The sequence below is a fragment of the Phenylobacterium sp. genome (assembly GCF_036677185.1).
Taxonomy (GTDB): Bacteria; Pseudomonadota; Alphaproteobacteria; order Caulobacterales; family Caulobacteraceae; genus Phenylobacterium.
In genome coordinates this window covers 1-21,263 of sequence record NZ_JAKFEN010000004.1, presented here as the reverse complement: position 1 = coordinate 21,263, position 21,263 = coordinate 1, and the positions used below count along the sequence as shown (strand labels likewise).

At 69.0% G+C, this 21,263-nt stretch carries 23 protein-coding genes; 10 read left to right on the top strand and 13 right to left on the bottom strand.

Annotated features, from left to right (window positions below):
* The first annotated feature begins 48 nt into the window (after positions 1–48).
* Entirely contained in the window at positions 49–675 is a 627-nt protein-coding gene (locus V6M51_RS00140; protein ID WP_332763585.1) for a glutathione binding-like protein, read from the top strand.
* A gap of 156 nt (positions 676–831) precedes the next feature.
* Positions 832–1,602 (top strand): 4-hydroxy-tetrahydrodipicolinate reductase, encoded by a 771-nt coding sequence (dapB, locus tag V6M51_RS00135; protein WP_332763604.1) that lies wholly within the window; start codon positions 832–834, stop codon positions 1,600–1,602.
* Positions 1,603–1,666: 64 nt separating this feature from the next.
* On the opposite strand, the gene V6M51_RS00130 is transcribed toward dapB, so the two are convergent.
* Genes V6M51_RS00130 through coaBC form a run of 3 tightly spaced genes read right to left on the bottom strand, consistent with a single transcriptional unit; the run spans position 1,667 to position 3,896 of the window.
* Positions 1,667–2,248 carry a histidine phosphatase family protein gene (locus V6M51_RS00130; RefSeq protein WP_332763583.1) on the bottom strand — a complete coding sequence of 194 codons (582 nt, stop codon included), beginning with the start codon at positions 2,246–2,248 and terminating at the stop codon, positions 1,667–1,669.
* Positions 2,249–2,250: 2 nt separating this feature from the next.
* The gene (gene dut, locus V6M51_RS00125) at positions 2,251–2,706 is read right to left on the bottom strand and encodes a dUTP diphosphatase (protein ID WP_332763581.1); all 456 of its coding nucleotides are present in this window, start codon (positions 2,704–2,706) and stop codon (positions 2,251–2,253) included.
* Positions 2,703–3,896: a bifunctional phosphopantothenoylcysteine decarboxylase/phosphopantothenate--cysteine ligase CoaBC gene (gene coaBC / locus V6M51_RS00120; protein WP_332763579.1), complete on the bottom strand. Its 1,194-nt coding sequence runs from the start codon at positions 3,894–3,896 to the stop codon at positions 2,703–2,705. The genes dut and coaBC overlap by 4 nt, the downstream gene beginning before the upstream one ends.
* 117 nt (positions 3,897–4,013) lie before the next feature.
* On the opposite strand from coaBC, the gene V6M51_RS00115 reads away from it, so the two are divergent.
* Positions 4,014–4,550, top strand: coding sequence for a hypothetical protein (locus V6M51_RS00115; RefSeq protein ID WP_332763577.1), 537 nt, complete (start codon positions 4,014–4,016; stop codon positions 4,548–4,550).
* The gene (locus V6M51_RS00110; RefSeq protein WP_332763575.1) at positions 4,550–5,050 is read left to right on the top strand and encodes a cupin domain-containing protein; all 501 of its coding nucleotides are present in this window, start codon (positions 4,550–4,552) and stop codon (positions 5,048–5,050) included. The genes V6M51_RS00115 and V6M51_RS00110 overlap by 1 nt, the downstream gene beginning before the upstream one ends.
* Here the strand turns inward: V6M51_RS00110 and ubiB are convergent.
* Together ubiB and V6M51_RS00100 are read right to left on the bottom strand one after the other, a co-directional pair.
* A complete protein-coding gene (gene ubiB / locus V6M51_RS00105) occupies positions 5,047–6,552 on the bottom strand; it encodes a 2-polyprenylphenol 6-hydroxylase (protein WP_332763573.1) in 1,506 nt (501 codons plus the stop codon). The two genes, V6M51_RS00110 and ubiB, sit on opposite strands and share 4 nt — an antisense overlap.
* 3 nt (positions 6,553–6,555) lie before the next feature.
* Positions 6,556–7,314 carry a class I SAM-dependent methyltransferase gene (locus tag V6M51_RS00100; protein ID WP_332763571.1) on the bottom strand — a complete coding sequence of 253 codons (759 nt, stop codon included), beginning with the start codon at positions 7,312–7,314 and terminating at the stop codon, positions 6,556–6,558.
* Positions 7,315–7,365: 51 nt separating this feature from the next.
* Here V6M51_RS00100 and mutM point away from each other — a divergent pair, with 51 nt between their 5' ends.
* From mutM to dnaA, 6 genes are all read left to right on the top strand, one after another.
* Positions 7,366–8,229: a bifunctional DNA-formamidopyrimidine glycosylase/DNA-(apurinic or apyrimidinic site) lyase gene (gene mutM, locus V6M51_RS00095; RefSeq protein WP_332763569.1), complete on the top strand. Its 864-nt coding sequence runs from the start codon at positions 7,366–7,368 to the stop codon at positions 8,227–8,229.
* 8 nt (positions 8,230–8,237) lie between these two features.
* Positions 8,238–9,107, top strand: a complete 870-nt coding sequence (locus V6M51_RS00090) for a TraB/GumN family protein (protein WP_332763567.1) — start codon at positions 8,238–8,240, stop codon at positions 9,105–9,107.
* A gap of 33 nt (positions 9,108–9,140) precedes the next feature.
* Positions 9,141–9,917: an enoyl-CoA hydratase gene (locus tag V6M51_RS00085; RefSeq protein ID WP_332763565.1), complete on the top strand. Its 777-nt coding sequence runs from the start codon at positions 9,141–9,143 to the stop codon at positions 9,915–9,917.
* Between the two features lie 4 nt (positions 9,918–9,921).
* Positions 9,922–10,503, top strand: a complete 582-nt coding sequence (locus tag V6M51_RS00080) for a GDSL-type esterase/lipase family protein (protein ID WP_332763563.1) — start codon at positions 9,922–9,924, stop codon at positions 10,501–10,503.
* Positions 10,504–10,610: 107 nt separating this feature from the next.
* Positions 10,611–10,880, top strand: a complete 270-nt coding sequence (rpsT, locus tag V6M51_RS00075) for a 30S ribosomal protein S20 (protein WP_305677294.1) — start codon at positions 10,611–10,613, stop codon at positions 10,878–10,880.
* A 408-nt stretch (positions 10,881–11,288) separates the two neighbouring features.
* Positions 11,289–12,743: a chromosomal replication initiator protein DnaA gene (gene dnaA / locus V6M51_RS00070; protein WP_332763558.1), complete on the top strand. Its 1,455-nt coding sequence runs from the start codon at positions 11,289–11,291 to the stop codon at positions 12,741–12,743.
* Positions 12,744–12,852: 109 nt separating this feature from the next.
* Here the strand turns inward: dnaA and V6M51_RS00065 are convergent, their stop codons facing one another.
* The 8 genes from V6M51_RS00065 to infB form a co-directional block, all read right to left on the bottom strand.
* On the bottom strand, positions 12,853–13,452 hold the full coding sequence (locus tag V6M51_RS00065) for an SOS response-associated peptidase family protein (RefSeq protein WP_332763556.1): 600 nt from the start codon (positions 13,450–13,452) through the stop codon (positions 12,853–12,855).
* Positions 13,453–13,547: 95 nt separating this feature from the next.
* The gene (gene pnp / locus V6M51_RS00060) at positions 13,548–15,689 is read right to left on the bottom strand and encodes a polyribonucleotide nucleotidyltransferase (RefSeq protein WP_332763554.1); all 2,142 of its coding nucleotides are present in this window, start codon (positions 15,687–15,689) and stop codon (positions 13,548–13,550) included.
* Positions 15,690–15,929: 240 nt separating this feature from the next.
* Positions 15,930–16,199: a 30S ribosomal protein S15 gene (rpsO, locus tag V6M51_RS00055; protein ID WP_254835126.1), complete on the bottom strand. Its 270-nt coding sequence runs from the start codon at positions 16,197–16,199 to the stop codon at positions 15,930–15,932.
* 3 nt (positions 16,200–16,202) lie between these two features.
* Positions 16,203–17,147: a tRNA pseudouridine(55) synthase TruB gene (gene truB, locus V6M51_RS00050; RefSeq protein ID WP_332763548.1), complete on the bottom strand. Its 945-nt coding sequence runs from the start codon at positions 17,145–17,147 to the stop codon at positions 16,203–16,205.
* The gene (rbfA, locus tag V6M51_RS00045) at positions 17,147–17,587 is read right to left on the bottom strand and encodes a 30S ribosome-binding factor RbfA (protein ID WP_305674111.1); all 441 of its coding nucleotides are present in this window, start codon (positions 17,585–17,587) and stop codon (positions 17,147–17,149) included. Before rbfA ends, truB begins: the two co-directional genes overlap by 1 nt.
* A gap of 190 nt (positions 17,588–17,777) precedes the next feature.
* The gene (locus tag V6M51_RS00040) at positions 17,778–18,572 is read right to left on the bottom strand and encodes a dienelactone hydrolase family protein (protein WP_332763543.1); all 795 of its coding nucleotides are present in this window, start codon (positions 18,570–18,572) and stop codon (positions 17,778–17,780) included.
* Positions 18,573–18,611: 39 nt separating this feature from the next.
* Positions 18,612–19,118, bottom strand: coding sequence for a DUF2939 domain-containing protein (locus V6M51_RS00035; protein WP_332763541.1), 507 nt, complete (start codon positions 19,116–19,118; stop codon positions 18,612–18,614).
* 72 nt (positions 19,119–19,190) lie between these two features.
* A partial coding sequence (gene infB, locus V6M51_RS00030; protein WP_332763539.1) for a translation initiation factor IF-2 occupies positions 19,191–21,263 on the bottom strand: 2,073 nt, incomplete at its 5' end.

Sequence of the window (21,263 nt, the reverse complement as noted above, 5' to 3'; positions counted from 1 at the left end):
GTCTATTTTATGCGGAACGGTATGGAAATCAACGACGGAGGTTTCCCCATGGACGTCTATTTCTCCCCGCTCGCCTGTTCGCTCTCCACCCGGATCGCCGTCTATGAGGCTGGGGCCGAAGGCAAGGTCTCCCTGAACCAGGTCGACTCCAAGACCAAGACCATCAAGGGCGGCGGCGTCGACTATCGGACGATCAACGCCAAGGGTCTGGTGCCCGCCGTTCGCACCGACGACGGCGAGGTGATCACCGAGAACGCCGCGGTCCTGCAATACCTGGCCGACGCCTTCCCCGACGCCGGGCTCGCCCCCGCCGCCGGATCGCCCGAGCGCTACCGCCTGCAGCAGTGGCTGAGCTTCGTAGGCACCGAGCTGCACAAGCTGGTGTTCAATCCCCTGCTCTCGTCCAGGTCCAACGACGGCGCCAAGGCCTTCGCCCGCGAGGGCGCGGACGAGCGGTTCGACTATCTGAACAGTCACCTGGAAGGGCGCGAGTACCTGATCGACCGGTTCAGCGTGGCCGACGCCTATCTGATGGCGGTGCTGAACTGGGCCCAGTTCGTGGGCATAGACCTGGCCAAGTGGCCGGCCATCGCCGCCTATCGCGACCGGGTCAGCGCCCGTCCGGCCGTGGCTCGCGCGCTGAAGGAGGAGTTCACCCTCTTCCAGGCGGCCTAGGGGCCTCAAGCCTCGTCCGGAGGGCCGGGTGGCCTTCCGGGCGTCGCCTGGCGCTTTCCAGAACCACATGGGCGAGAGGACGCGCGTAAGCTTGACCCAGCGCCCAGGGACGGGAGAGTAGCGCTCCTCACGTTCGCGTCCGCCGGAGAGTGCCCCCTGACCGCCCCGATCAAGATCGCCGTCGCCGGCGCCCTCGGCCGCATGGGCCAGGCGGTCGCCGCCGTGATCGCCGGCCGCGAGGACGTTATGCTGTCGGGGCGGTTCGACCGTCCGGGCGCGAGCGGCGAGGGCCTGGTGGACCAGGCCGCGGCGCTGGACGGCGCCGACGTGGTCATCGACTTCACGACCCCCGCCGCCTCCGTGGCCCTGGCCCAGGCCTGCGCGGCGCGGGGGGGGCCGACCCTGGTGATCGGCTCCACCGGACTTTCCGACCAGGACCTCGCGGCCATCGGCAAGGCGGCCGAGAAGGTCGCCATCGTCCAGGCGGGGAACTTCTCGCTGGGGGTCAACATGCTGCTGGGCCTGGTGGCCCAGGCCGCCCGGGCGCTCGGCCCCGACGCCTACGACATCGAGATCTTCGAGGCCCACCATCGGCGCAAGGTCGACGCGCCCTCCGGCACCGCCCTGATGCTGGGCGAGGCCGCCGCCAAGGGCCGCGGCGTGGATCTGGCCCTGGCCTCAACGCGCGCGCGCGAGGGCAATACAGGTCCCCGAACCCCAGGCGATATCGGCTTCTCGGTGATGCGCGGCGGCGACATCATCGGCGAGCATTCGGTGACCTTCGCAGCCGACGATGAGATCCTGACCCTCAGCCACTCGGCCCGCGACCGGGGCTTGTTCGCCCGCGGCGCGGTGGAGGCCGCCCGCTGGGTCGCGAGCCGCTCGCCCGGCAAATACGACATGCAGGACGTGCTGGGCCTCAGCTAGCGGGAAGGCGCTTCAGGGCCGATCTCCTGAGCCGCGACGCCTCAGGGCCGTCCACGCCCGCCGGCTAGGCGCCGATGACCTCGCGAAGATGAGCGCGCTCGTTCAGACTGACCACGTTCCGCTGGCCGCCGCGGGCGCACATATAGCGGTGGATGCTGGTGTAGCCCGGCTCGAAGAACAGCCGCGGCTCCATCTTCAGCACATGGGCCGTCCAGACATTGATCACCCCGCCATGGCAGAAGACCGCCACTCGCCCGCCGGGATGGGTGGCGATGACCTCCTCCAGCGCACCGACCACCTGGTCCTGGAAGGCCGGCACGTCGACGCCGTGGCCGCCCTCGGCCAGGGCCTTCCAGGCCGCATAGTCTTCGCGCTTCAGCACCTCCATGGGCACATAGGCTTGGGAGTCGCGGTCGAACTCGGCGACGCCGTCGTGCAGGCGCAGTTCGTGGCCGCCATGGGCGGCGAAGGGCTCGGCGGTCTGGATCGCGCGCCGCATGGGGCTGGACCAGGCGGCGTCGACGCCGTCGTCAGCCAGCCAGCGCGCCACCCGCCGGGCCTGGTCGTGGCCCTCCTCCGACAGCTCGGGGTCGGCGTGGCCGTCGCTGCGCACCGGCAGGCCGTGGCGGACGAGGATCAGCTCCATGCTTAGCGTCCGCCGGTCGAGCCGAAGCCGCCGGCGCCGCGGGCGGTGTCATCCAGGTCGGCGACCTCGGCCAGGGTCGCCTGGGTCACGGGGGCGATGATCATCTGGGCGATGCGGTCGCCGCGACGAACCGTGAAGTCCTCGGCGCTGTGGTTGATCAGGATGACCTTCACCTCGCCGCGATAGTCGGCGTCGACGGTGCCGGGCGAATTCAGACAGGTGACGCCGGACTTCAGCGCCAGGCCCGAGCGCGGCCGCACCTGGCCCTCGAAGCCGGACGGAATGGCGAAGGCGAGGCCCGTCGGGATCGGGAACCGCGCGCCGGGCGCCAGCACCACGGGGGCGTCCTCGGGCACGGCGGCGCGCAGGTCCATGCCCGCGGCGTCGGCGGTCTCATAGGCGGGCAGCGGCAGGTCGGGATTGTGCGGCAGGCGTTTGACGGGGACGGTCGGCGTCACGAGAGCTCCTGGGCCATGCGGGCGGCGAGCTTCTGCGCCACCTGCGACTTCGCGGTCCGCTCCCATCGCTCGATTCCCCCCGCCGTGACGATAGACACCGTGTTGTCATCGCCGCCCATGACGCCTTCGACACTGACGTCATTGGCCACGATCCAGTCGCAGCCTTTCCGGGCCAGCTTGGCCTTGGCGTAGGTCTCAACGTCGTGGGTCTCGGCGGCGAACCCCACCACCAGCTTGGGCCGCCGAGCGGAAGTCGAGAGGGTGGCCAGGATGTCGGGGTTCTCCACCAGGGCGATGGAGGGCGGGCCGCCCCCGTCCTTCTTCAGCTTGGTCCCGGCCGCGTCGGCGGGGCGCCAGTCGGCAACCGCTGCGACGCAGACGGCGATGTCGGCCGGCAGGGCCGCCTCGCAGGCCGCCAGCATCTGGCGCGCGGTCTCCACGTCGACCCGCTTGACGCCGGCCGGGGTCGGGACCGACACGGGGCCGGCCACCAAGGTCACCTCGGCGCCAAGATCGGCCAGGGCCTTGGCGATGGCGAAACCCTGCTTGCCGCTGGAGCGGTTGGTCAGCAGGCGCACGGGATCCAACGGCTCGGCGGTGGGGCCGGCCGTGACGATGGCGCGCTTGCCGGCCAAGGGCCGGGCCGCCGGGCCGCGCAGGGCCTCCAGGATCGCCTCGAAGATGGCGGCGGGCTCGGCCATGCGGCCGAAGCCGAACTCGCCACAGGCCATGGCCCCTTCGTCAGGCCCCACGAACAGCACCCCGTCGGCCTTCAGGGTCGCGAGGTTGCGGCGGGTGGCGGCGTGCTCCCACATCCGCACGTTCATGGCCGGGGCCATCAGGACGGGCTTGTCGGTGGCCAGCAGGGTGGTCGAGGCCAGGTCTCCGGCCAGGCCGTGCGCCGCCTTGGCCATCAGGTCGGCGGTGGCCGGCGCCACCACTACGAGGTCGGCCGAGCGCGACAGCTCGATATGGCCCATCTCCGCCTCGTCGGTGAGCGAGAAGAGCTGCGAATAGACCTTGTCCTCGGCCAGGGCGGCGAGGGACAGCGGGGTGACGAATTCGGCGCCCGCCTCGGTGAGGATCGGCCGCACCCCGATCCCAGCCTTGCGCAGCAGGCGGGTCAGCTCCAGGGCCTTATAGGCGGCGATCCCGCCCCCGACGATCAGCAGAATCCGTTGGTCCGACAAGGTTTGACGCCCCAAGCAACAGGTCCCCGGTCATAGGCCAAACGCGGGCGCTGGACAAACCTGCGTTTCTGTTCTTAATTTGTTCCACAGCTTGGCCGTGTGTCTGGAGGGACTGGAATGGCGGGTTACAAGATTGCGTTGAGTGCGGGCCTGGCCCTGGTGTTGCTGGCCGCCTGCGAGCGACCCTCGGCGGTGGCCAAGAAGGAGGATGCTCCGGCTTCGACCGCGTCGTCGTCGGGATCGAGCTCGGAGACGCGGACCGCGCGCTCGGAGACCCGTGACGAACCGGTGCGCCAGCTCGACGGCAAGCCGATCTGGTCGGCCAGCCGCAAGGGCAGCGCCGAGGAGAACGCCCAGCGCAGCTTCGAGCGCAACGGCGAGGCCTTCGGCGCCAAGGACCTGGACGACTTCGTGCGCAAGGCCCACGCCTTCGTCGAGGATCCGCCGGCCGGAACCCAGCGCCTGACGCGCTCCAATGGCGATGTCCTGCTCTACGATCCCAAGGCCAATGTCTTCGCCGTGGTCACCAAGGCCGGCGCGCCGCGCACCATGTTCAAGCCCGAGGAAGGCGCCGCCTACTGGGACGAACAGAAGACCCGCGAGGCAAGGCGCCAGACGGCCCGCTCGGAGCGCCGCGAGCGCGACGACAGCTGATGGCTAAGCATCTCATCCGCGCCGCCGACCTGGACTGGAGCCGCGCCTTCCGGGGCCGCCATCCGTTCAATCCGGCCTCCGAGATGAGCATGATCCGGGTCGGTGACCTGAGCGGGCTCACCCGCCTGGGCGCCAACCTCGTCCGCATCCCGCTGGGCAAGGAGAGCTTCATCCCCCACGCCCATTCGATGGAGGAGGAGATGGTGCTGGTGATCTCCGGCTCGGGGGAGGTGGTGCTGGACGGCGTCGCCCAGGCGATCGGGCCCGGCGACTTCGTGGGTTTCCCCACCGACGGTGTGGTCCACCACCTAGTCAACACCGGCGAGGTCGACCTGATCTATCTGACCGTCGGCGAGCGCGCCCGCGTCGAGGTCGCCGACATGCCGACCATCGGCAAGACCACCGTCTTCCGCAACAACCGCATGGCCCTGTTCGGCGCGGACGGCGTGGAGGAGCTGTCGGCGGAGGAGTGGTTCGCGCGGATGCGCATCGACGACTAGAGCAGCCAGGCCGCCAGCAGGAACACCAGCCCCGACACCGCGGCCCCCACCGCGAACCACAGGAAGGGCGCGCCGTGTTCTTCGACGACCGCCACGGCCGTGGGCGGTGGCGGAGGCTCCACGAGGCGGGCGAGGTTGCGAAGGGCGCTGACCGCCTCCTCGGCATAGCGGCGGGCGCGGGCCGCGGGTGAAAGCTCGCGCAGCATCCAGCGGCGCACCACGGGATCGGCGGCGGCCCAGATGTCGTGCCGCGGATCGATGCGGCGAGCCACGCCCTCCACGGTCATCATGGTCTTCTGCAGCAGCACCAGCTGCGGCTGCAAGCGCATGTCGAACAGGGCGGTGATCTCGAACAGCTGGGTGAGGACCCGGCTCATGGAGACGTCGCTGACATTGCGGCCGAACACCGGCTCGCCCACCGCCCGCAGCGCCTGGGCGAAGGCCGCCACCGAGTGGCCGCGCGGCACGTAGCCGGCGTCGAAATGGGTCTGGGCGACCTTGTCGTAGTCGCGCTGCAGGAAGCCCCAGAGAATCTCGGCCAGGTAGCGCCGTTCTGCGGCGTCGAGGCGTCCGATGATTCCGAAATCCACCGCCGTCAGCTCGCAGGGCGCGGCGACGAACAGGTTCCCCTCGTGCAGGTCGGCGTGGAACACCCCGTGGTCCAGGGCCTGGGTCAGGAACGCCCGGATCAACTTGTCGGCCAGGGCCGGGCGGTCGAGGCCGTCCAAGGCCAGGGCCGCCGGGTCGGAGAGCGGCGTCCCCGGCGCCCATTCCTGGGTCAGGACCCGCTTGCCGACCCCCTCCCAAATCACCTTGGGCGCGGACATGTAGCCGTCCTTGGCCATGACCTGGGCCAGTTCGTCGCCGCCGGCCGCCTCCAGCCGCAGGTCCAGCTCCAGCTCCGTGGCGCGGATCACCGTGGCGGCCAGGGCCCTGGGCTCCAGACGCCGCGCGGGGACCGACCAGCGCTCCACCAGCTTGGCGGCGAGGCGCAGCACCTCGGCGTCCTCCGCCACCCGCCGGCCGATGCCGGGCCGCAGCACCTTCACCGCCACCCGCCGTCCATCGATCAGGAAGGCCTCATGGGCCTGGGCCAGCGAGGCCGCCGCCACCGGTTCGCCGAAGGTCGAGAACAGGCTCGCCACCGGCCGACCCAGGGTCAGCTCGACCTCGCGCCGGGCGACCTCCGTGGGAAACGGCGCCAGGGCGTCCTTCAGCCGCGCCAGGTCCTGGGCGAATTCGATCCCGAAGATGTCGGCCCGGGTGGAGAGCAGCTGGCCGAGCTTGATCGCCACGGGACCCAGCCGCTCCAGGGACCGCGCCAGCCGTTCGCCGGGCCGCCCCACACGGGCCTGGCGTCCGGCCAGTAGCCGTAGCGCCGTGCCCAGGGTCCGCACAGCGGGGGGATAGAGGGCGTCCAGTTCGCGCGGCAGCAAGGCGTCGTTGCGCGCCAGCATCCAGCCCGCGGCCGTGAGCCGCCCGAACGCCGCCAACCCACCCACCGGCTAGATCGCCCAGCCATGGTGCAGGGCGGCGACCCCGCCGGTGAAGTTGGTGTAGCCGGCGCGGCTGAACCCGGCCTTCTCGATCAGGCCGACGAAGGCCTTCTGGTCCGGGAACCGGCGGATGCTCTCCACCAGGTACTGGTAGCTCTCGCGGTCCTTGGCCACCCACTCGCCGATCTGAGGGATCACCTTGAAGGAGTAGGCGTCATAGGCCTTGCGCAGGGCCTCGGTGGCCGGCTGCGAGAACTCCAGGCACAGGAACCGCCCGCCGGGCTTCAGCACCCGCCGGGCCTCGGCCAGGGCGGTTGCGATGTCGGTGACGTTGCGGATGCCGAAGGAGATCACATAGGCGTTGGCGCAGGCGTCGGGCAGCGGCAGGCGCTGGGCGTCGCCCACCGCCCAGACGATCTCGGGCTCCCCGCCCCGCTCGCGGCCGGCGGCGATCATCTCGGCATTGTAGTCGACGACGATCACCGAGGCGTCGGAACCGCCGCGCCGCTCCTGGGCCCGCCGGGCCATCCTCGCAAAGCGCCGGGCCATGTCGCCGGTGCCGCCGGCGCAGTCGACGATGGTCTCGCCCGGCTGCGGATTGAGGCGGGCGGCGACGGCGTCCTTCCACAGCCGGTGGACGCCCCCGCTCATCAGGTCGTTCATCAGGTCGTAGCGGCTGGCGACGCGGTCGAAGACCCCGCGCACCAGGCGCGGTTTCTCGGCGGGATCGACGTCGCGGAATCCGAAGGTGGCTGCGGGTCCGGTCATGGAGGCGTCTTAGCCTTGTCGCGCGCGCAACGCCATGCCACTCCACGTTCCATGCCTGAACTTCCCGAGGTCGAGACCGTCCGCCGCGGCCTGCAGCCGGTGCTGGAGGGCCGCCGCCTGGCCCGCGTGGAAGCCCGCCGCGCCGACCTGCGGTTCCCGTTTCCTGAGGGCTTCGTCCAGCGACTCACCGGGGCGACCATCCAGCGCCTGGATCGCCGCGCCAAATACCTCATCGCCGAACTGGACCGGGGCGAGACCCTGGTGATGCACCTGGGCATGAGCGGCCGCTTCGAGATCGCGCGCCCCGAAGGCGCCGTGCGGCCCGGCGAATTTCACTACGCCGCCGACCCCGATCCTAAGCACGCCCATGTGGTGTTCGACACCCAGGAAGGCGACCGGGTCACCTATTACGACCCGAGACGTTTCGGCTATATGGCCCTGCTCGACACCGCCACCCGCGACCAGCATCCCTGGTTCGCGGGCCTCGGCCCGGAACCCCTGTCGCCGGCCTTCGACGCCGGCCTGCTGGAAAAAGCCTTCGCCGGCCGCAGGCAGGGCCCCAAGACCCTGCTGCTGGACCAGAGGATCGTCGCCGGCCTGGGCAATATCTATGTCTGCGAGGCGCTCAACAGGGCGCGAATCTCGCCCTTCAAGCCGGCCGGCGGGATCAAGCGGACCAAGCTTGGCCCCTTGGTGGAGATCATCCGCGAGGTGCTGAACGAGGCGATCGCCGCCGGCGGCTCCACCCTGCGCGACTACGCCGCCGCCGACGGGGCCCTGGGCTATTTCCAGCACCGCTTCCGCGCCTATGACCGCGAGGGCCAGCCTTGCCTGAACGACGGCTGCAAGGGCGTCATCGCTCGCGAGGTCCAGGCCGGACGCTCCACCTTCTTCTGTCCCGCCTGCCAAAGGTGAACCGACGCATGCGCTCAAAGGCCCTCCTCGCCGGACTTATAGGCCTCGCCCTGGCCGCCCGTGGGTCGGCTGAGGCCAAGCCGCCGTTCTGGATCGTGCGCGACGCCGATTCCGAGGTGCTGCTGTTCGGCTCGGTCCACGTGCTGCGGTCGGACCTCGACTGGCGGCCGCCCGAACTGGACGCCGCCCTGGCCAAGGCCGACGACCTCTGGTTCGAGTTGCCGATCGACGCGATGTCGGAGGCGCGCACGGCCCAGCTCGCCGCCAGCCACGGCCTGATGCCGGAAGGCAAGACCCTCACCAGCCTGCTCTCGCCGCAGGGCGCCCAGCGGCTGGCCAAGGCGTCGGAGAGCCTGGGAGTCAGCCTGGCGGTGATGGATCGCCTGGAGCCCTGGTTCGCCGAGGTGCTGCTGGCCGGAGCCCAGTTCCGCGAGGCCGGGGCCGACCTGTCGGGCGGGGTGGAAAAGACCTTGTCGACCAGCGCCCCCGCCTCGGCCCAGCGCAAGGCGTTCGAGACCCCCGACGAACAGATCGCCATCTTCGATTCCGCCCCGCTCGCAGAACAGGCCGCCTCCTTGGAACGGAGCCTGATCGAGCTGGACGCCAATCCCGACGCCTATGAAGCCCTGGTGGCCGATTGGATGGTCGGCGACCTGGCGGCCATAGACGAACAGGCCCTGGGGCCCCTGCGCGAGGCCGCCCCCGGCCTCTATGCGCGGCTGGTCACCGACCGCAACACCCGCTGGCTGGCGGCCCTGCGCACGCGTCTGGCGAGCCAGGGTCGGACCGTGGTCGTGGTGGGAGTCGGACACCTGGTGGGCGAGGACGGCCTGCCTGCCCGGCTGCGGGCGCTTGGCTATTCGGTCGAGGGGCCTTAGAGGCCAGTCCAAGGACAACCGCGCGAGGCCGGCATGAGCTACGAGACCCTGATCGTCGAGGCGCACGACGCCGTCACCCTGATCAAGCTGAACCGGCCGGAGGCGCTGAACGCGCTCAACAGCCAGCTGCTCGCCGAACTCTGCGCCGCCCTGGACGCCGCCGAGGCCGACGACAGCGTGCGCTGCCTGGTGCTGACCGGCTCGGAGCGGGCCTTCGCGGCCGGCGCCGACATCAAGGAGATGTCCGACAAGTCCTACGCCGAGATGTTCAAGCAGGACTTCTTCGGGGCCAGCGCCCGGCGCATCGAGCAGTTCCGCAAGCCGATCATCGCCGCGGTGGCGGGCTACGCGCTGGGCGGCGGCTGCGAGCTGGCCATGCTGTGCGACTTCATCATCGCCGCAGACACCGCCAAGTTCGGCCAGCCCGAGATCAATCTCGGCGTCGCCCCCGGCATCGGCGGCACCCAGCGCCTGACCCGCTTCGTCGGCAAGTCCAAGGCCATGGACATGATCCTCACCGCCCGGATGATGGACGCGGCCGAGGCCGAGCGCGCCGGCCTGGTCTCGCGCGTCGTCGACGCCGACAAGCTGATCGGCGAGGCCATGGCCGCGGCGACCAAGATCGCCGCCCAGTCGCCCCTGGCGGTGATGATGAACAAGGAGCTGGTCGAGGCGGCCTACGAGACCACCCTGTCGGCCGGGGTCTCGCTGGAGCGGCGGCTGTTCCACTCGCTGTTCGCCTTCGAAGACCAGAAGGAGGGCATGGCGGCCTTCGTCGAGAAGCGGAAACCCGCCTTCAAGGGCCAATAACTTCGTGCGGCTGATCGCCTTCGGGGACTCGATGGTCGCCGGCGCCGGGGATCCCGACCATCTGGGCTGGGTCGGCCGGGCCCTGGCCGGCCGCCGCGCGGTGACCCTCTATAACCTCGGCGTGCGCCGCGAGACCTCCGGCGACGTCGCCGCCCGCTGGCGCGCCGAGGCCCTGCCGCGGATGGTCGATTACGAACCCATGCGGATCGTCTTCTCCCTTGGCGTCAACGACTGTCATCTCGAGGACGGCCGGCCGCGGCTGTCCCAGGCCGAGAGCTTGAAGAACGCCCAGGCCGTGATGACCGGCGCGGCCGAGCTCTGCCCCGTCCTGGTCGTCGGTCCGCCCCCGGTCGTCGACCCAGGCGTTTGCGCCCGGCTGGAGGGCCTGAACGACGCCCTGAAGGCCCTGGCCGCGCGGCTCAGGGTCCCTTTCATCGACGTCCTGCGGCCGCTGGCCGCCGACGGCCTATTCCAGGCCGAGGCCCTGGCCTGGGACGGCGCCCATCCCGGCGCGGGCGGCTATCAGCGCATGGCCGACCTGATCTCGGTCCATCCCGCCTGGGTCACCTTCACCCAGGCCGATTAAACCGGGTCGCGCGGATTGACCCCAGGCCCGCCGTCCCGTATATCCGCGCCTCCAATTTCCCCGCCCGGGTTCGACGTTCGGGCGCGATACGTATTGAGAGCTGACACATGGCCAACACGCCCGGGTCCAAGAAAGCGGTCCGCAAGATCGAACGCCGCACGGAAGTGAACAAGGCGCGCCGTTCGCGCGTGCGCACCTATCTGCGCAAGTTCGACGAAGCGGTCACCGCCGGTGACGCCACCCTCGCCAAGGCCGCCTTCGTCGAGGCCGAGTCCGAGCTGATGCGCGCCGTTTCCAAGGGCGTCGTCCACAAGAACACCGGCTCGCGGAAAGTCTCCCGCCTGGCCGCCCAGCTCAAGAAGCTGGCCGCCGCCTGAGGTTGCGGCGCCGGCCGACAAGCTTGGCCGGCATCTTCCTGATCTAACTGGTCTTTTTGACGCGCCCGCGGGTTGATCGATCCGCGGGCGTTTCTTTGTGCGGCGCACCTAATCGTGCTGCGACTGCGGCGAATCTTCTCAGTTAACGGAGCGTCGAAATTGGGATTCCCTTGCCGCGCGAGGGCTGGATTTGAGTCAACGAAAATATCGATATGAGTCGCGAAGAATCACCGTTGACCCCCTAACCGCCCCGACTAGGGTGGCAAGTCTTAAGACGTCCTTCCATCTGATCTCGGATGAAAAAAGACGGCGGCGAGGGCTATGCTCGCGCTGAATAAGGCTTTGTGTTCGTTAAACAAAGTTAGCCGTCGCGGGGGCGCTGGGCTGATGACACATGATGGGGTTGGAATGATGGCCAATGGTGGCATTGCGGGTTCTATGTCTGAGGCGCCGGCGGGGGCTGTCTGGACGAAAACCTGCGTCGCGCTGAAGCGGGAGCTGGGCGAGGCGACCTTCGGGTCGTGGCTCGGCCAGGCCGCCCTGCGCGAACGCGGGGCGGACCTGTGCCTGGTGGCCGCCACCGGCGTCGCTCGCGATTGGATTCGTCGTCACGCCTGGCGCCGCATCGGCGAGCTCTGGGCGCAGAACGACCCGATGGGCCGCAGCCTGGACCTGAAATCGCGGATGGAGTTCGACGCCCAGGCGCAAGGCGCCTATGCCGAGACCCAAGCCCTGGCCTCTCCTTCGATCGCCGCCGTAGACACCGATGTCATCGAGATCGAGGTTCCGATCGCCGCCCCCAGCCTCGAGGCCCGCGCGGCCCGTCAGCAGGGCCTGCAGGAGCGCTTCTCCTTCGAGACCTTCGTGGCCGGCCCGGCCAACGAGTTCGCCTTCGCCGTGGCGCGCCGGGTGGCGTCCTGGGCGGACGGCCACTTCAATCCGGTGATTTTCCACGGCCCCTACGGCTTCGGGAAGACCCACCTGCTGAACGCGCTCGCCTGGGAGGCCATGCAGACCGGTCCCGGCAAGCGCGTGGTCTACATCACCGCCGAGCGCTTCACGACGACCTTCGTCAAGGCCGTCCAGGACCGCCAGACCGCGGCCTTCAAGGACGAACTGCGCAACGCCGACCTGCTGCTGATCGACGACGTCCAGTTCGTGGCCGGCAAGACCTCCACCCAGGAGGAGCTGTTCCACACCCTGCTGGCCCTGGTGGAGGACGGTCGCCGCGTGGTGATGACGGCCGACCGCTCGCCCGCCGAACTGTCGGAAATGGAGCCGCGCCTGCGCAGCCACCTGCAGTCGGGCCTGGTCTGCGGCATCGAGCCGGCCGACCGGACCCTGCGTCTGGGCATCCTGGAACGCAAGCTCGCCACCCTGGCCGCCCAGGGCCGCTTCGTGCCGTCGGCCAAGGCCGAGGTCCTGCAGTTCCTGGCCGACCGCTTCACTGACAGCGTCCGCGAGCTGGAGGGCGCGCTCAACACCCTGATCGCCCGCGTGGGCGGCGATATCGCCCGCCTGACCCTGGACGAGGCCCAGACCATCCTGCGGCCCCACCTGGCCTGCAACGAGCGCCGGGTGACCGTCGACCAGATCCAGAAGGTCGTGGCCGAGCACTATCAGTTGAAGCAGGCCGACATGATCTCCGAGCGGCGCGCCCGCGCGGTGGCCCGCCCCCGCCAGGTGGCCATGTGGATCGCCAAGCAGATCACCACCCGCTCCCTGCCCGACATCGGCCGCAGGTTCGGCGGCCGCGACCACACCACAGTGCTGCACGCCGTGCGCCGCATCGAGAGCCTGAAGGCGGAGGATCCGGTGATCGCCCGCGACGTGGACGTCCTGCTGCGCAAGCTCAGGGGCTGATCCCGCCTCGCCAGGCTGGTAGCCGAAGGCCCGCCCTCACCGGCGGGCCTTTCGAACCGCAAAGACCGAGTGAGCCCTCCCGCCCTTCTCCCGCAAGGGGAGAAGGAACCTAAGCCGCCAGGTCGACACCATCCTTGCGCAAGGTCTGGGCGATGAGCGTTCCCGCCGGGCCGGGCCGCAGCAGATCGCGCTCCGGCCGGGCCAGGGTCAGCCAGTCCATGCCCGCCAGCGGGGCGAAGGTGACGATCTGGCGGTCGTGGAAGGGCTTCACGTCGGGGCCCGGCTCGGTGGTCAGCAGGGTGAAACAGCCCTCCTTGACGATGCCGGCGATCCAGAACCAGTCCTCCCCCGCCAGGGTGAAGCGGTGGCGGTCCTTTAGCTTCACGCCCTTCGCCTGGGGGGCGGTGTATTCGAAGAAGGCGTCGGCCAGGACCAGCACCCGGTCGTTGTGCGAAAAGTCCCGGCCCTCGGAGCGGAAGTTGAACACCGGCGCCCCGCGCGGCCCGGGCCAGGCCCAGGTGACCGCGTCGCCTTCGAGCCGCCCCTCGCGCAGCCGCACCACCACGGCGGTGTCGCGGATGCGGACCTGCGGCTGGGCGTCGAGGTTGGGGACCAGGCCGTCTCGCCAGCCGAACAGCGGCAGGGCGCGCTTGTCGAACTCGGCGATGGCGTCGGCGAGTTGCTTCTGGCGGGCGAATTCGTTGCACATGGCGCGAGGTTAGCGCGGGCGGCGAGCGACCCAAACGAAAAGGAGCGGCCGCATCGCTGCGGCCGCCCCCTCGAACTCTGAGAGACGTGGAAGCCTTAGGCTTCTTCGGTCTCGGCCGGCGACTTGGCCGACAGGTCTTCACCGGTCTCCTGGTCGACGACCTTCATGGAGAGGCGGGTCTTGCCGCGATCGTCGAAGCCCAAGAGCTTGACCTTCACGGACTGGCCCTCGGTCAGGACGTCCGACACCTTGCCGACGCGCTCGTTGGAGATCTGGCTCACGTGAACCAGGCCGTCCTTGGCGCCGAAGAAGTTCACGAAGGCGCCGAAGTCGACGATCTTCACGACCTTGCCGGTGTAGATGGCGTTCAGTTCCGGCTCCGAGGCGATGGACTTGATCCACTCCTTGGCCGCGTCGATCTTCGACTGATCGCTGGCCGAGACCTTGATCGTGCCGTCGTCTTCGATGTCGACCTTGGCGCCGGTCTTTTCCACGATCTCGCGGATCACCTTGCCGCCCGAACCGATCACTTCGCGGATCTTGTCGACCGGGACCTTCATGGTCTCGATCTTCGGGGCGAACTCGCCCAGTTCCGCGCGCGGGGCTTCCATGGCCTTGGCCATCTCGTCGAGGATGTGCTTGCGGCCACCCTTCGCCTGCTCCAGCGCCTGCTTCATGATCGCTTCGGTGATGCCGGCGATCTTGATGTCCATCTGCAGGGAGGTGATGCCGTCCTCGGTGCCGGCGACCTTGAAGTCCATGTCGCCCAGGTGATCTTCGTCACCCAGGATGTCCGACAGGACCGCGAAGCCGTCCTTCTCGAGGATCAGGCCCATGGCGATGCCGGAGACCGGCTTCTTCAGGGGCACGCCCGCGTCCATCAGGGCCAGCGAGGAACCGCAGACCGAGGCCATGGACGACGAACCGTTGGACTCGAAGATCTCCGAGACCAGGCGGATCGTGTAGGGGAAGTCTTCCTGCGTCGGCAGCATCGGACGGATCGCCCGCCAGGCCAGCTTGCCGTGGCCGACTTCGCGGCGGCCCGGCGCGCCCATGCGGCCCGTCTCCCCGACCGAGAACGGCGGGAAGTTATAGTGCAGCATGAACTTCTCGTAGTACTTGCCTTCCAGCGCGTCGATCAGCTGCTCGTCGTCGCCGGTGCCCAGGGTGGCGACCACCAGGGCCTGGGTCTCGCCGCGGGTGAACAGCGCCGAGCCGTGGGCCCGAGGCAGGACGCCCACTTCCGAGACGATCTGGCGGACCTTGTCGACGGTGCGGCCGTCGATGCGGATGCCGGTGTCCAGGATGTTGCGGCGGACGACGTCGGCTTCCAGCTCCTTGAACACCGCGCCCAGCTTGTCGGGGGCGATGCCGGCCGGATTGGTGTCGGACTTGCCGAACTTTTCCGTGCCCTTGGCCTTGGCCTTGGCGACCGCGTCCTGGCGCTCGCCCTTGGCGACGATCTTGTAGGCGGCGGCCAGGTCCTTGCCGATCGCCTTCTTCACTTCGGCCTTGATGGCGTCGGTGTCGTCCGGCGTGAACTCGAAGGGCTCCTTGGCGGAGTGCTCGGCCAGTTCGATGATCGCGTCGATCACCGGCTGGATGCCGGCATGGGCGAACATGACGCCCTTCAGGACCTCGTCTTCGCTGAGCTCCTGGATCTCGGATTCCACCATCATCACGGCGTCGCTGGTCGAGGCGACGACCAGGTCCATGGCCGATTCCTTCATCTCGTCGAGAGTCGGGTTCAGCACATATTCGCCGTTGACGTAGCCGACGCGGGCCGCGCCGATCGGGCCCATGAACGGGGCGCCGGAGATCACCAGGGCCGCGGAGGCCGCGACCAGGGCGACGATGTCGGGATCATTCTCCAGGTCGTGGGCCAGCACCGTGCAGACCACCTGGACTTCGTTCTTGAAGCCCTTGACGAACAGCGGGCGGATCGGACGGTCGATCAGGCGGCTGGTCAGGGTTTCCTTTTGCGAGGGCGCGCCCTCGCGGCGGGGGAAGGAGCCCGGGATCTTGCCCGCGGCGTAGAACTTCTCCTGGTAGTTCACGGTCAGGGGGAAGAAGTCCTGACCCGGCTTGGCGGCCTTGGCGAAGACGGCGGTGGCCAGTACCATGGTCTCGCCGTAGGTGGCCAGGACCGCGCCGTCGGCTTGGCGGGCCATGCGGCCGGTTTCGAGGGTGAGCGTCTTGCCGCCCCACTCGATGGTCTTGCGTTTGATATCGAACATTTTTCTTCTTTCTATCCCGCGGGCGTATTCCCGGCGGGGACGGACAGGGCGTCGGACTTCCGAAATCCTCTCCAACTGACGGGCGGGGTGAGGACTTCTTGAGCCCTCGGCGTGTAGCGGAGCGCCCGACATGGGCGCCCGGATCGCCGCTTGACCGTTCCGGCCTGTCGCGGAACGAGCGGCGCTATGGATAGGCCTGATACGCAAAGCCCCCGGTTTTCCCGGGGGCCGACCGAAGTCTTAGCGGCGCAGACCCAGCTTTTCGATCAGGGCCTGATAGCGTCCAGCGTCGGACAGCTTCAGGTGATCGAGAAGGCGGCGGCGCTGGGAAACCATCTTGAGAAGGCCCCGGCGCGAATGGTTGTCTTTCTTGTGGGTCTTGAAGTGCTCGGTGAGGTTCGCGATCCGCTCGGAGAGGATCGAAACCTGCACTTCGGCGCTTCCGGTGTCGCCGTCGGAACGGCCGTGGGCCTTGATGAGCTCAGCTTTGCGCTCAAGAGTAATCGACATCGGTTAGTCTCCGCTCTTATCCAGATGAAAGACCCGCGAGGGCTCGAGCTTGCCCGCACGCATCTCGCAGAGCGCCACCATCACGCCGTCCGCCATGGCCGAAACGGTTCGGGTCCCGGGGTTTAGCCGGGCCTTCAATGCTTCGACCTGTCGGGGAACGAGAACGATCGGCCGTCCCTGCTTCAACTTGAAGGCGTCTTCGGTGGTCACGGCCAGCTCCGGGATGTCGTCCAGGGCGGTCTCGACCGGAAGCAGGGCCTCCAAGCAGCGGGCCTTATGGCCCAAATCCTCAAGCAATTCCAGTGTTATCGCATCTTCCTCGCGGAACGGGCCGACGCGGGTGCGGCGCAGCGCGCTCACATGGCCGCAGGCGCCCAGGCGCTCGGCGAGGTCGCGGACCACGGCGCGGACATAGGCGCCCTTGCCGCAATCCATTGTGAGCTCGATGTGATCGGCGTCGATGACCCCGGCCACCCGCAGGTCGTGGACCTGGATTGTGCGCGCGGAAAGCTCCACCGTCTCGCCGGCCCGGGCCAGGTCATAGGCCCGCTCGCCGTCCACCTTCACCGCCGAATAGATCGGCGGCACCTGCTGGATCTCGCCGATGAACTCCGGCAGGGCCGCGGCGACGGCCTCCGCGGTCGGGCGCACGTCGGAGGTCGCGGTCACCGCGCCCTCGCGGTCGAAACTGGCGGTGGTGGTCCCCCAGGCGATGGTGAAGCGATAGGACTTGTCGGCGTCCATCAGGAAGGCGACGGTCTTGGTGGCCTCGCCCAGCGCGATGGGCAGGATGCCGGTGGCCAGCGGATCCAGGGTCCCGGCATGGCCGGCCTTCTGGGCGTTGAAGATCCGCCGCACCCGGGTGACCGCGCTGGTGGAACCCAGGTCATAGGGCTTGTCGAGGCAGACCCAGCCCGAGACGGCGTCGCCCTTCTTGCGCCGGGCCATCAGTCCTCGTCCTTCCAGCTGTCGGAAGGCGCGTCGGGGGTCAGGTCCTGGCGGACCTTGGGATTGTCGAACAGGGCCCCGATCCGGGTCGCCTCGTTGAAGCTCTCGTCGTGCAGGAACTTCAGATCCGGAGTGAACTTCATGTCGATGCGGCGGCCCAGCTGGCCGCGGATGAACTTGCCGTGCCGGTTCATGGCCGCCACGACCTTGTCGGCGTCGATGCCGCCCAGGGGTTCGACGAAACAGATGGCGTGGCGCAGGTCCGGGCTCATCCGCACCTCGGTGACGGTCACCGAGCGGTCGGCGAGGTCCTGGTCGGTGAAGTCCGACGTGCGCATGATCTCCACCAGGGCGTGGCGCATCAGTTCGCCGGCGCGCAGCTGGCGCTGGGTGGGACCCGCGGCCACGCCGCGCGGGCGGGGGGCGTTGTTCTTCTTCATGGCTTGGCCTTTCGATACCCCGAGCCTTTCCGATCCCTTTGGATCGGAGAAGGCTCAAGACTTTTGGTTGAAACCATTTTCTTCGACGAACCGGCGGCCACTTCGTCGGAAAATGGTTTGCCGCGGATCGGACGCGGCTGGCTCAGGGGAAGGGCGGGCTTCTAGGCGCGTGGCGGCGCGAAGTCCAGTGTCAGGCCGCCCCGGTCTTTTCGCGGAAGAAGGCCAGCACCCGTTCCTCCGCCGCCTTGGTGGGGCCATCGTCCTTCAGGTGCAGGGTCAGGACCGAGTGCGGCGCCATCTGGGCCGGGGCGGCGTCCTCGTCCTCCAGCTCGATGGCCTCGAACTTCTCGCCGAACTCACGGCGATAGGTCTCGAACCGGGCGTCGGGCACGAAGGCGTCGCTCTTGAAGCGCAGGCCGATCATCGACAAGTCCTCGTCGGCGAACCGCTGCCGGGCGCAGGCGATCTCGGCGTTGGAGACGCCGATCCCCGCGCCGCGTTTGGGGTTCTTGCCGGCCAGGGGCAGGGACGGCTGGGACAGCACCGGCGCCACCACCGAAGGTTCGGTCATCATGGCGAGCGCGAAGCCGCCGGTGAAGCACATCCCCACCGCGCCGACGCCCTTGCCGCCGCAGTCGGCGTGAACCTTGCGGGCTAAGGCTTTCAGCCAGTCGACGATCGGGCTCGACTTGTCGGTGGCCCAGACATTGAACTCGCGCCGGATGCAGATGCCGGTGATCATCTCGCGCAGGGCGTAGCCGGTGGTGACCGGCCGGCCCGGATCGCCGAACAGGCTCGGGCAATAGACAGTCAGGCCCGAGGCTGCGACCCGGTCGGCGAACTTGATCACCAAGGGATGCAGGCCGGGCATCTCGTGGATGACGATGACCGCGGGACCGGAGCCCTTCTTGAAGACCCTCCGGGTCCGGCCGCCATGGGTGAACGCGGCGTCCTCATAGTCCGACAGTGCGGCCTCGTAGCCCATCGCGCGCTCCCCCCTAGGTCGAGCTCGAGCTTACACAGATCAGCGCTTGGTCCGCAGCATGGAAAGATCGCCCTCGAAGCCCGACAGCCGCCAGGTTCCGGCGGTCTGCGTGAAGGTCAGCAGGCAGGGGCCGTCCTTCCTGCGGGTGGCGCAGACCCGACCGTCGCCCGCCGGCTTGAGCTGCGCGCCGATAACCAGGGCGTTGGGGATCGGCGTGTCGGGGCCGTAGCCGTAATAGTCGGCCACCGCGCGGAACACCCGAGGCTGGACCAGCACGTCGCCGGCCACATCGGCCACCACCGGGGAGAGCAGGATGCTGAGCGCCGCCAGCCCGTCGCCAGGCTGGGCCTTGCGGGTCTCCGCCAGCAACCGGCTCTCGATCTGCCGCTTGAGCGCCGGGCGGTCCACATGGGCCTCGAAGACGCGCCGGTCGTTGTCGCGGATCGAGACCAGCAGGGCGTGGACGTCGTTGGCCGCTTCATAGCGCTGGACCGTGGCGCAGCCGGAGAGGGTCAGGGCGAGGACGGCGAGAAGAGCGATGCGCATGACGGACCTCGGACGGCGGGCAAGAAAAAACCCTCCCGTCTCCGGGAGGGTTTTGACGATCTTTGCGGCCAATCAGAGGCTGCGCGCGACTTCCTCGAGACTGAAGCACTCGATGACGTCGTTCTCCTTGATGTCCTGGAAGCCCTCGAAGAACATCCCGCACTCGACGCCGGAGCCGACCTCGGCCACCTCGTCCTTGAAGCGCTTGAGGGTCTTGAGGGTGCCCAGTTCCAGCACCACGATGTCCTCGCGGATGATCCGGACGCGGGCGCCGCGGCGGACCACGCCTTCGGTGACCCGGCAACCGGCGACCCGGCCGACCTTGGTGATGTCGAACACCTGCAGGACCCGCGCGTTGCCCAGGAAGGTTTCGCGTTGTTCCGGCGCCAGCATGCCCGAGAGCACGCCTTTGATGTCGTCGATCAGGTCGTAGATGATCGCGTAGTAGCGGATCTCGACGCCTTCACGTTCGGCAAGCGCCTGGGCCTGCTTGGAGGCGCGGACGTTGAAGCCGAGGATCGGGGAGCCCGAGCCCTTGGCCAGCATGACGTCGCTTTCGCTGATCGCGCCGGCGCCCTGCAGGATGATCCGCGCGCGGACCTCGTCGGTGGCGAGCGCGTCCAGCGAGCCCACGATGGCCTCGGCGGAGCCCTGGACGTCGGCCTTGATGATGACCGGCAGCTCCGAGATCTTCTTGTCCTGAAGCTTGGCCATGAAGTCGGCCATGGTCACGCCGGCGGCGACCGGCGAACCGGCCTTCTCGCGTTTCACCCGGGTGCGGTATTCGGTCAGCTCGCGGGCGCGGGCTTCGTTTTCCACCACGGCGAAGGGCTCGCCCGGCGACGGGGTGCCGTCCAGGCCGAGGATCTCCACCGGAACCGAAGGTCCGGCGGCGTCCAGCTGCTCGTCCCGCTCGTTGAGCAGGGCGCGCACGCGGCCGAAGTTGGAGCCGGCCACCACGATGTCGCCGCGCTTGAGCGTGCCGCGCTTGACCAGGACGGTGGAGACCGCGCCGCGGCCCCGATCCAGCTTGGCCTCGATGACGGTGCCGTCGGCGGTGCGGTCCGGATTGGCCTTCAGGTCCATGACCTCGGCCTGCAGCAGGATGCCCTCGATCAGGTCGTCCAGGCCCATCTTCTCGGTCGCCGAGACCTGGATGGCCTGGGTTTCGCCGCCCAGGCTCTCCACCACGATCTCGTGCTGCAGCAGTTCGTTGATCACCTTGGTCGGGTTGGCGCCCGGCTTGTCGATCTTGTTGATCGCCACGATGATCGGCGCGCCGGAAGCCTTGGCGTGCTGGATGGCCTCGATGGTCTGGGGCATGACGCCGTCGTCGGCGGCCACCACCAGCACCACGATGTCGGTGACATCGGCGCCGCGCGCCCGCATGGCGGAGAACGCCGCGTGGCCGGGGGTGTCGAGGAAGGTCACGGACTGGCCGCTCTCCAACCGCACCTGATAGGCGCCGATATGCTGGGTGATGCCGCCGTGTTCGCCGGCCGCCACGTCGGCCGAACGCAGGGCGTCCAGCAGCGAGGTCTTGCCGTGGTCGACGTGACCCATGACCGCCACCACGGGCGGACGCGGGAGCAGGTGATCGTCGACATCCTCTTCGCCGATGAAGCCTTCTTCCACGTCGGCCTCGGACACCCGGCGAACCGTGTGGCCGAATTCGGTGGCCACCAGCTCGGCGGTGTCGTTGTCGATCACGTCGTTGATCTTGAGCATCACGCCCTGACGCATCAGGAACTTGATGATCTCCACGCCGCGGGTCGCCATCCGGTTGGCGAGCTCCGCCACGGTGATGACGTCGGGAATGACCACTTCGCGCGCGGCGCGAGCGGCTTCCTGGCCGCCGCCCTTGCGCTTTTCGCGTTCACGCTCGCGGGCCCGGCGAACCGAGGCCAGCGAACGCATCCGCTCGACGGCGCCCTCATCGTCCCCGGCCACGGCCTGGATGGTGAGACGGCCTTCGCGGCGCTGCTGGGCGCCCTTGACGCGGGAGATGGCCTTGTTCGGCGCGGCCGCGGCCTTGCGGCGCGTATCCTCGTCGTCGTCGGGCCGGCGCGTGGCGTCGCCGCCGCCGGGCCGCGGGGCCTGGCGGGTGGCGCGCTGGATCTCAGGCGTGGCGGGCGGCGCGTTGGG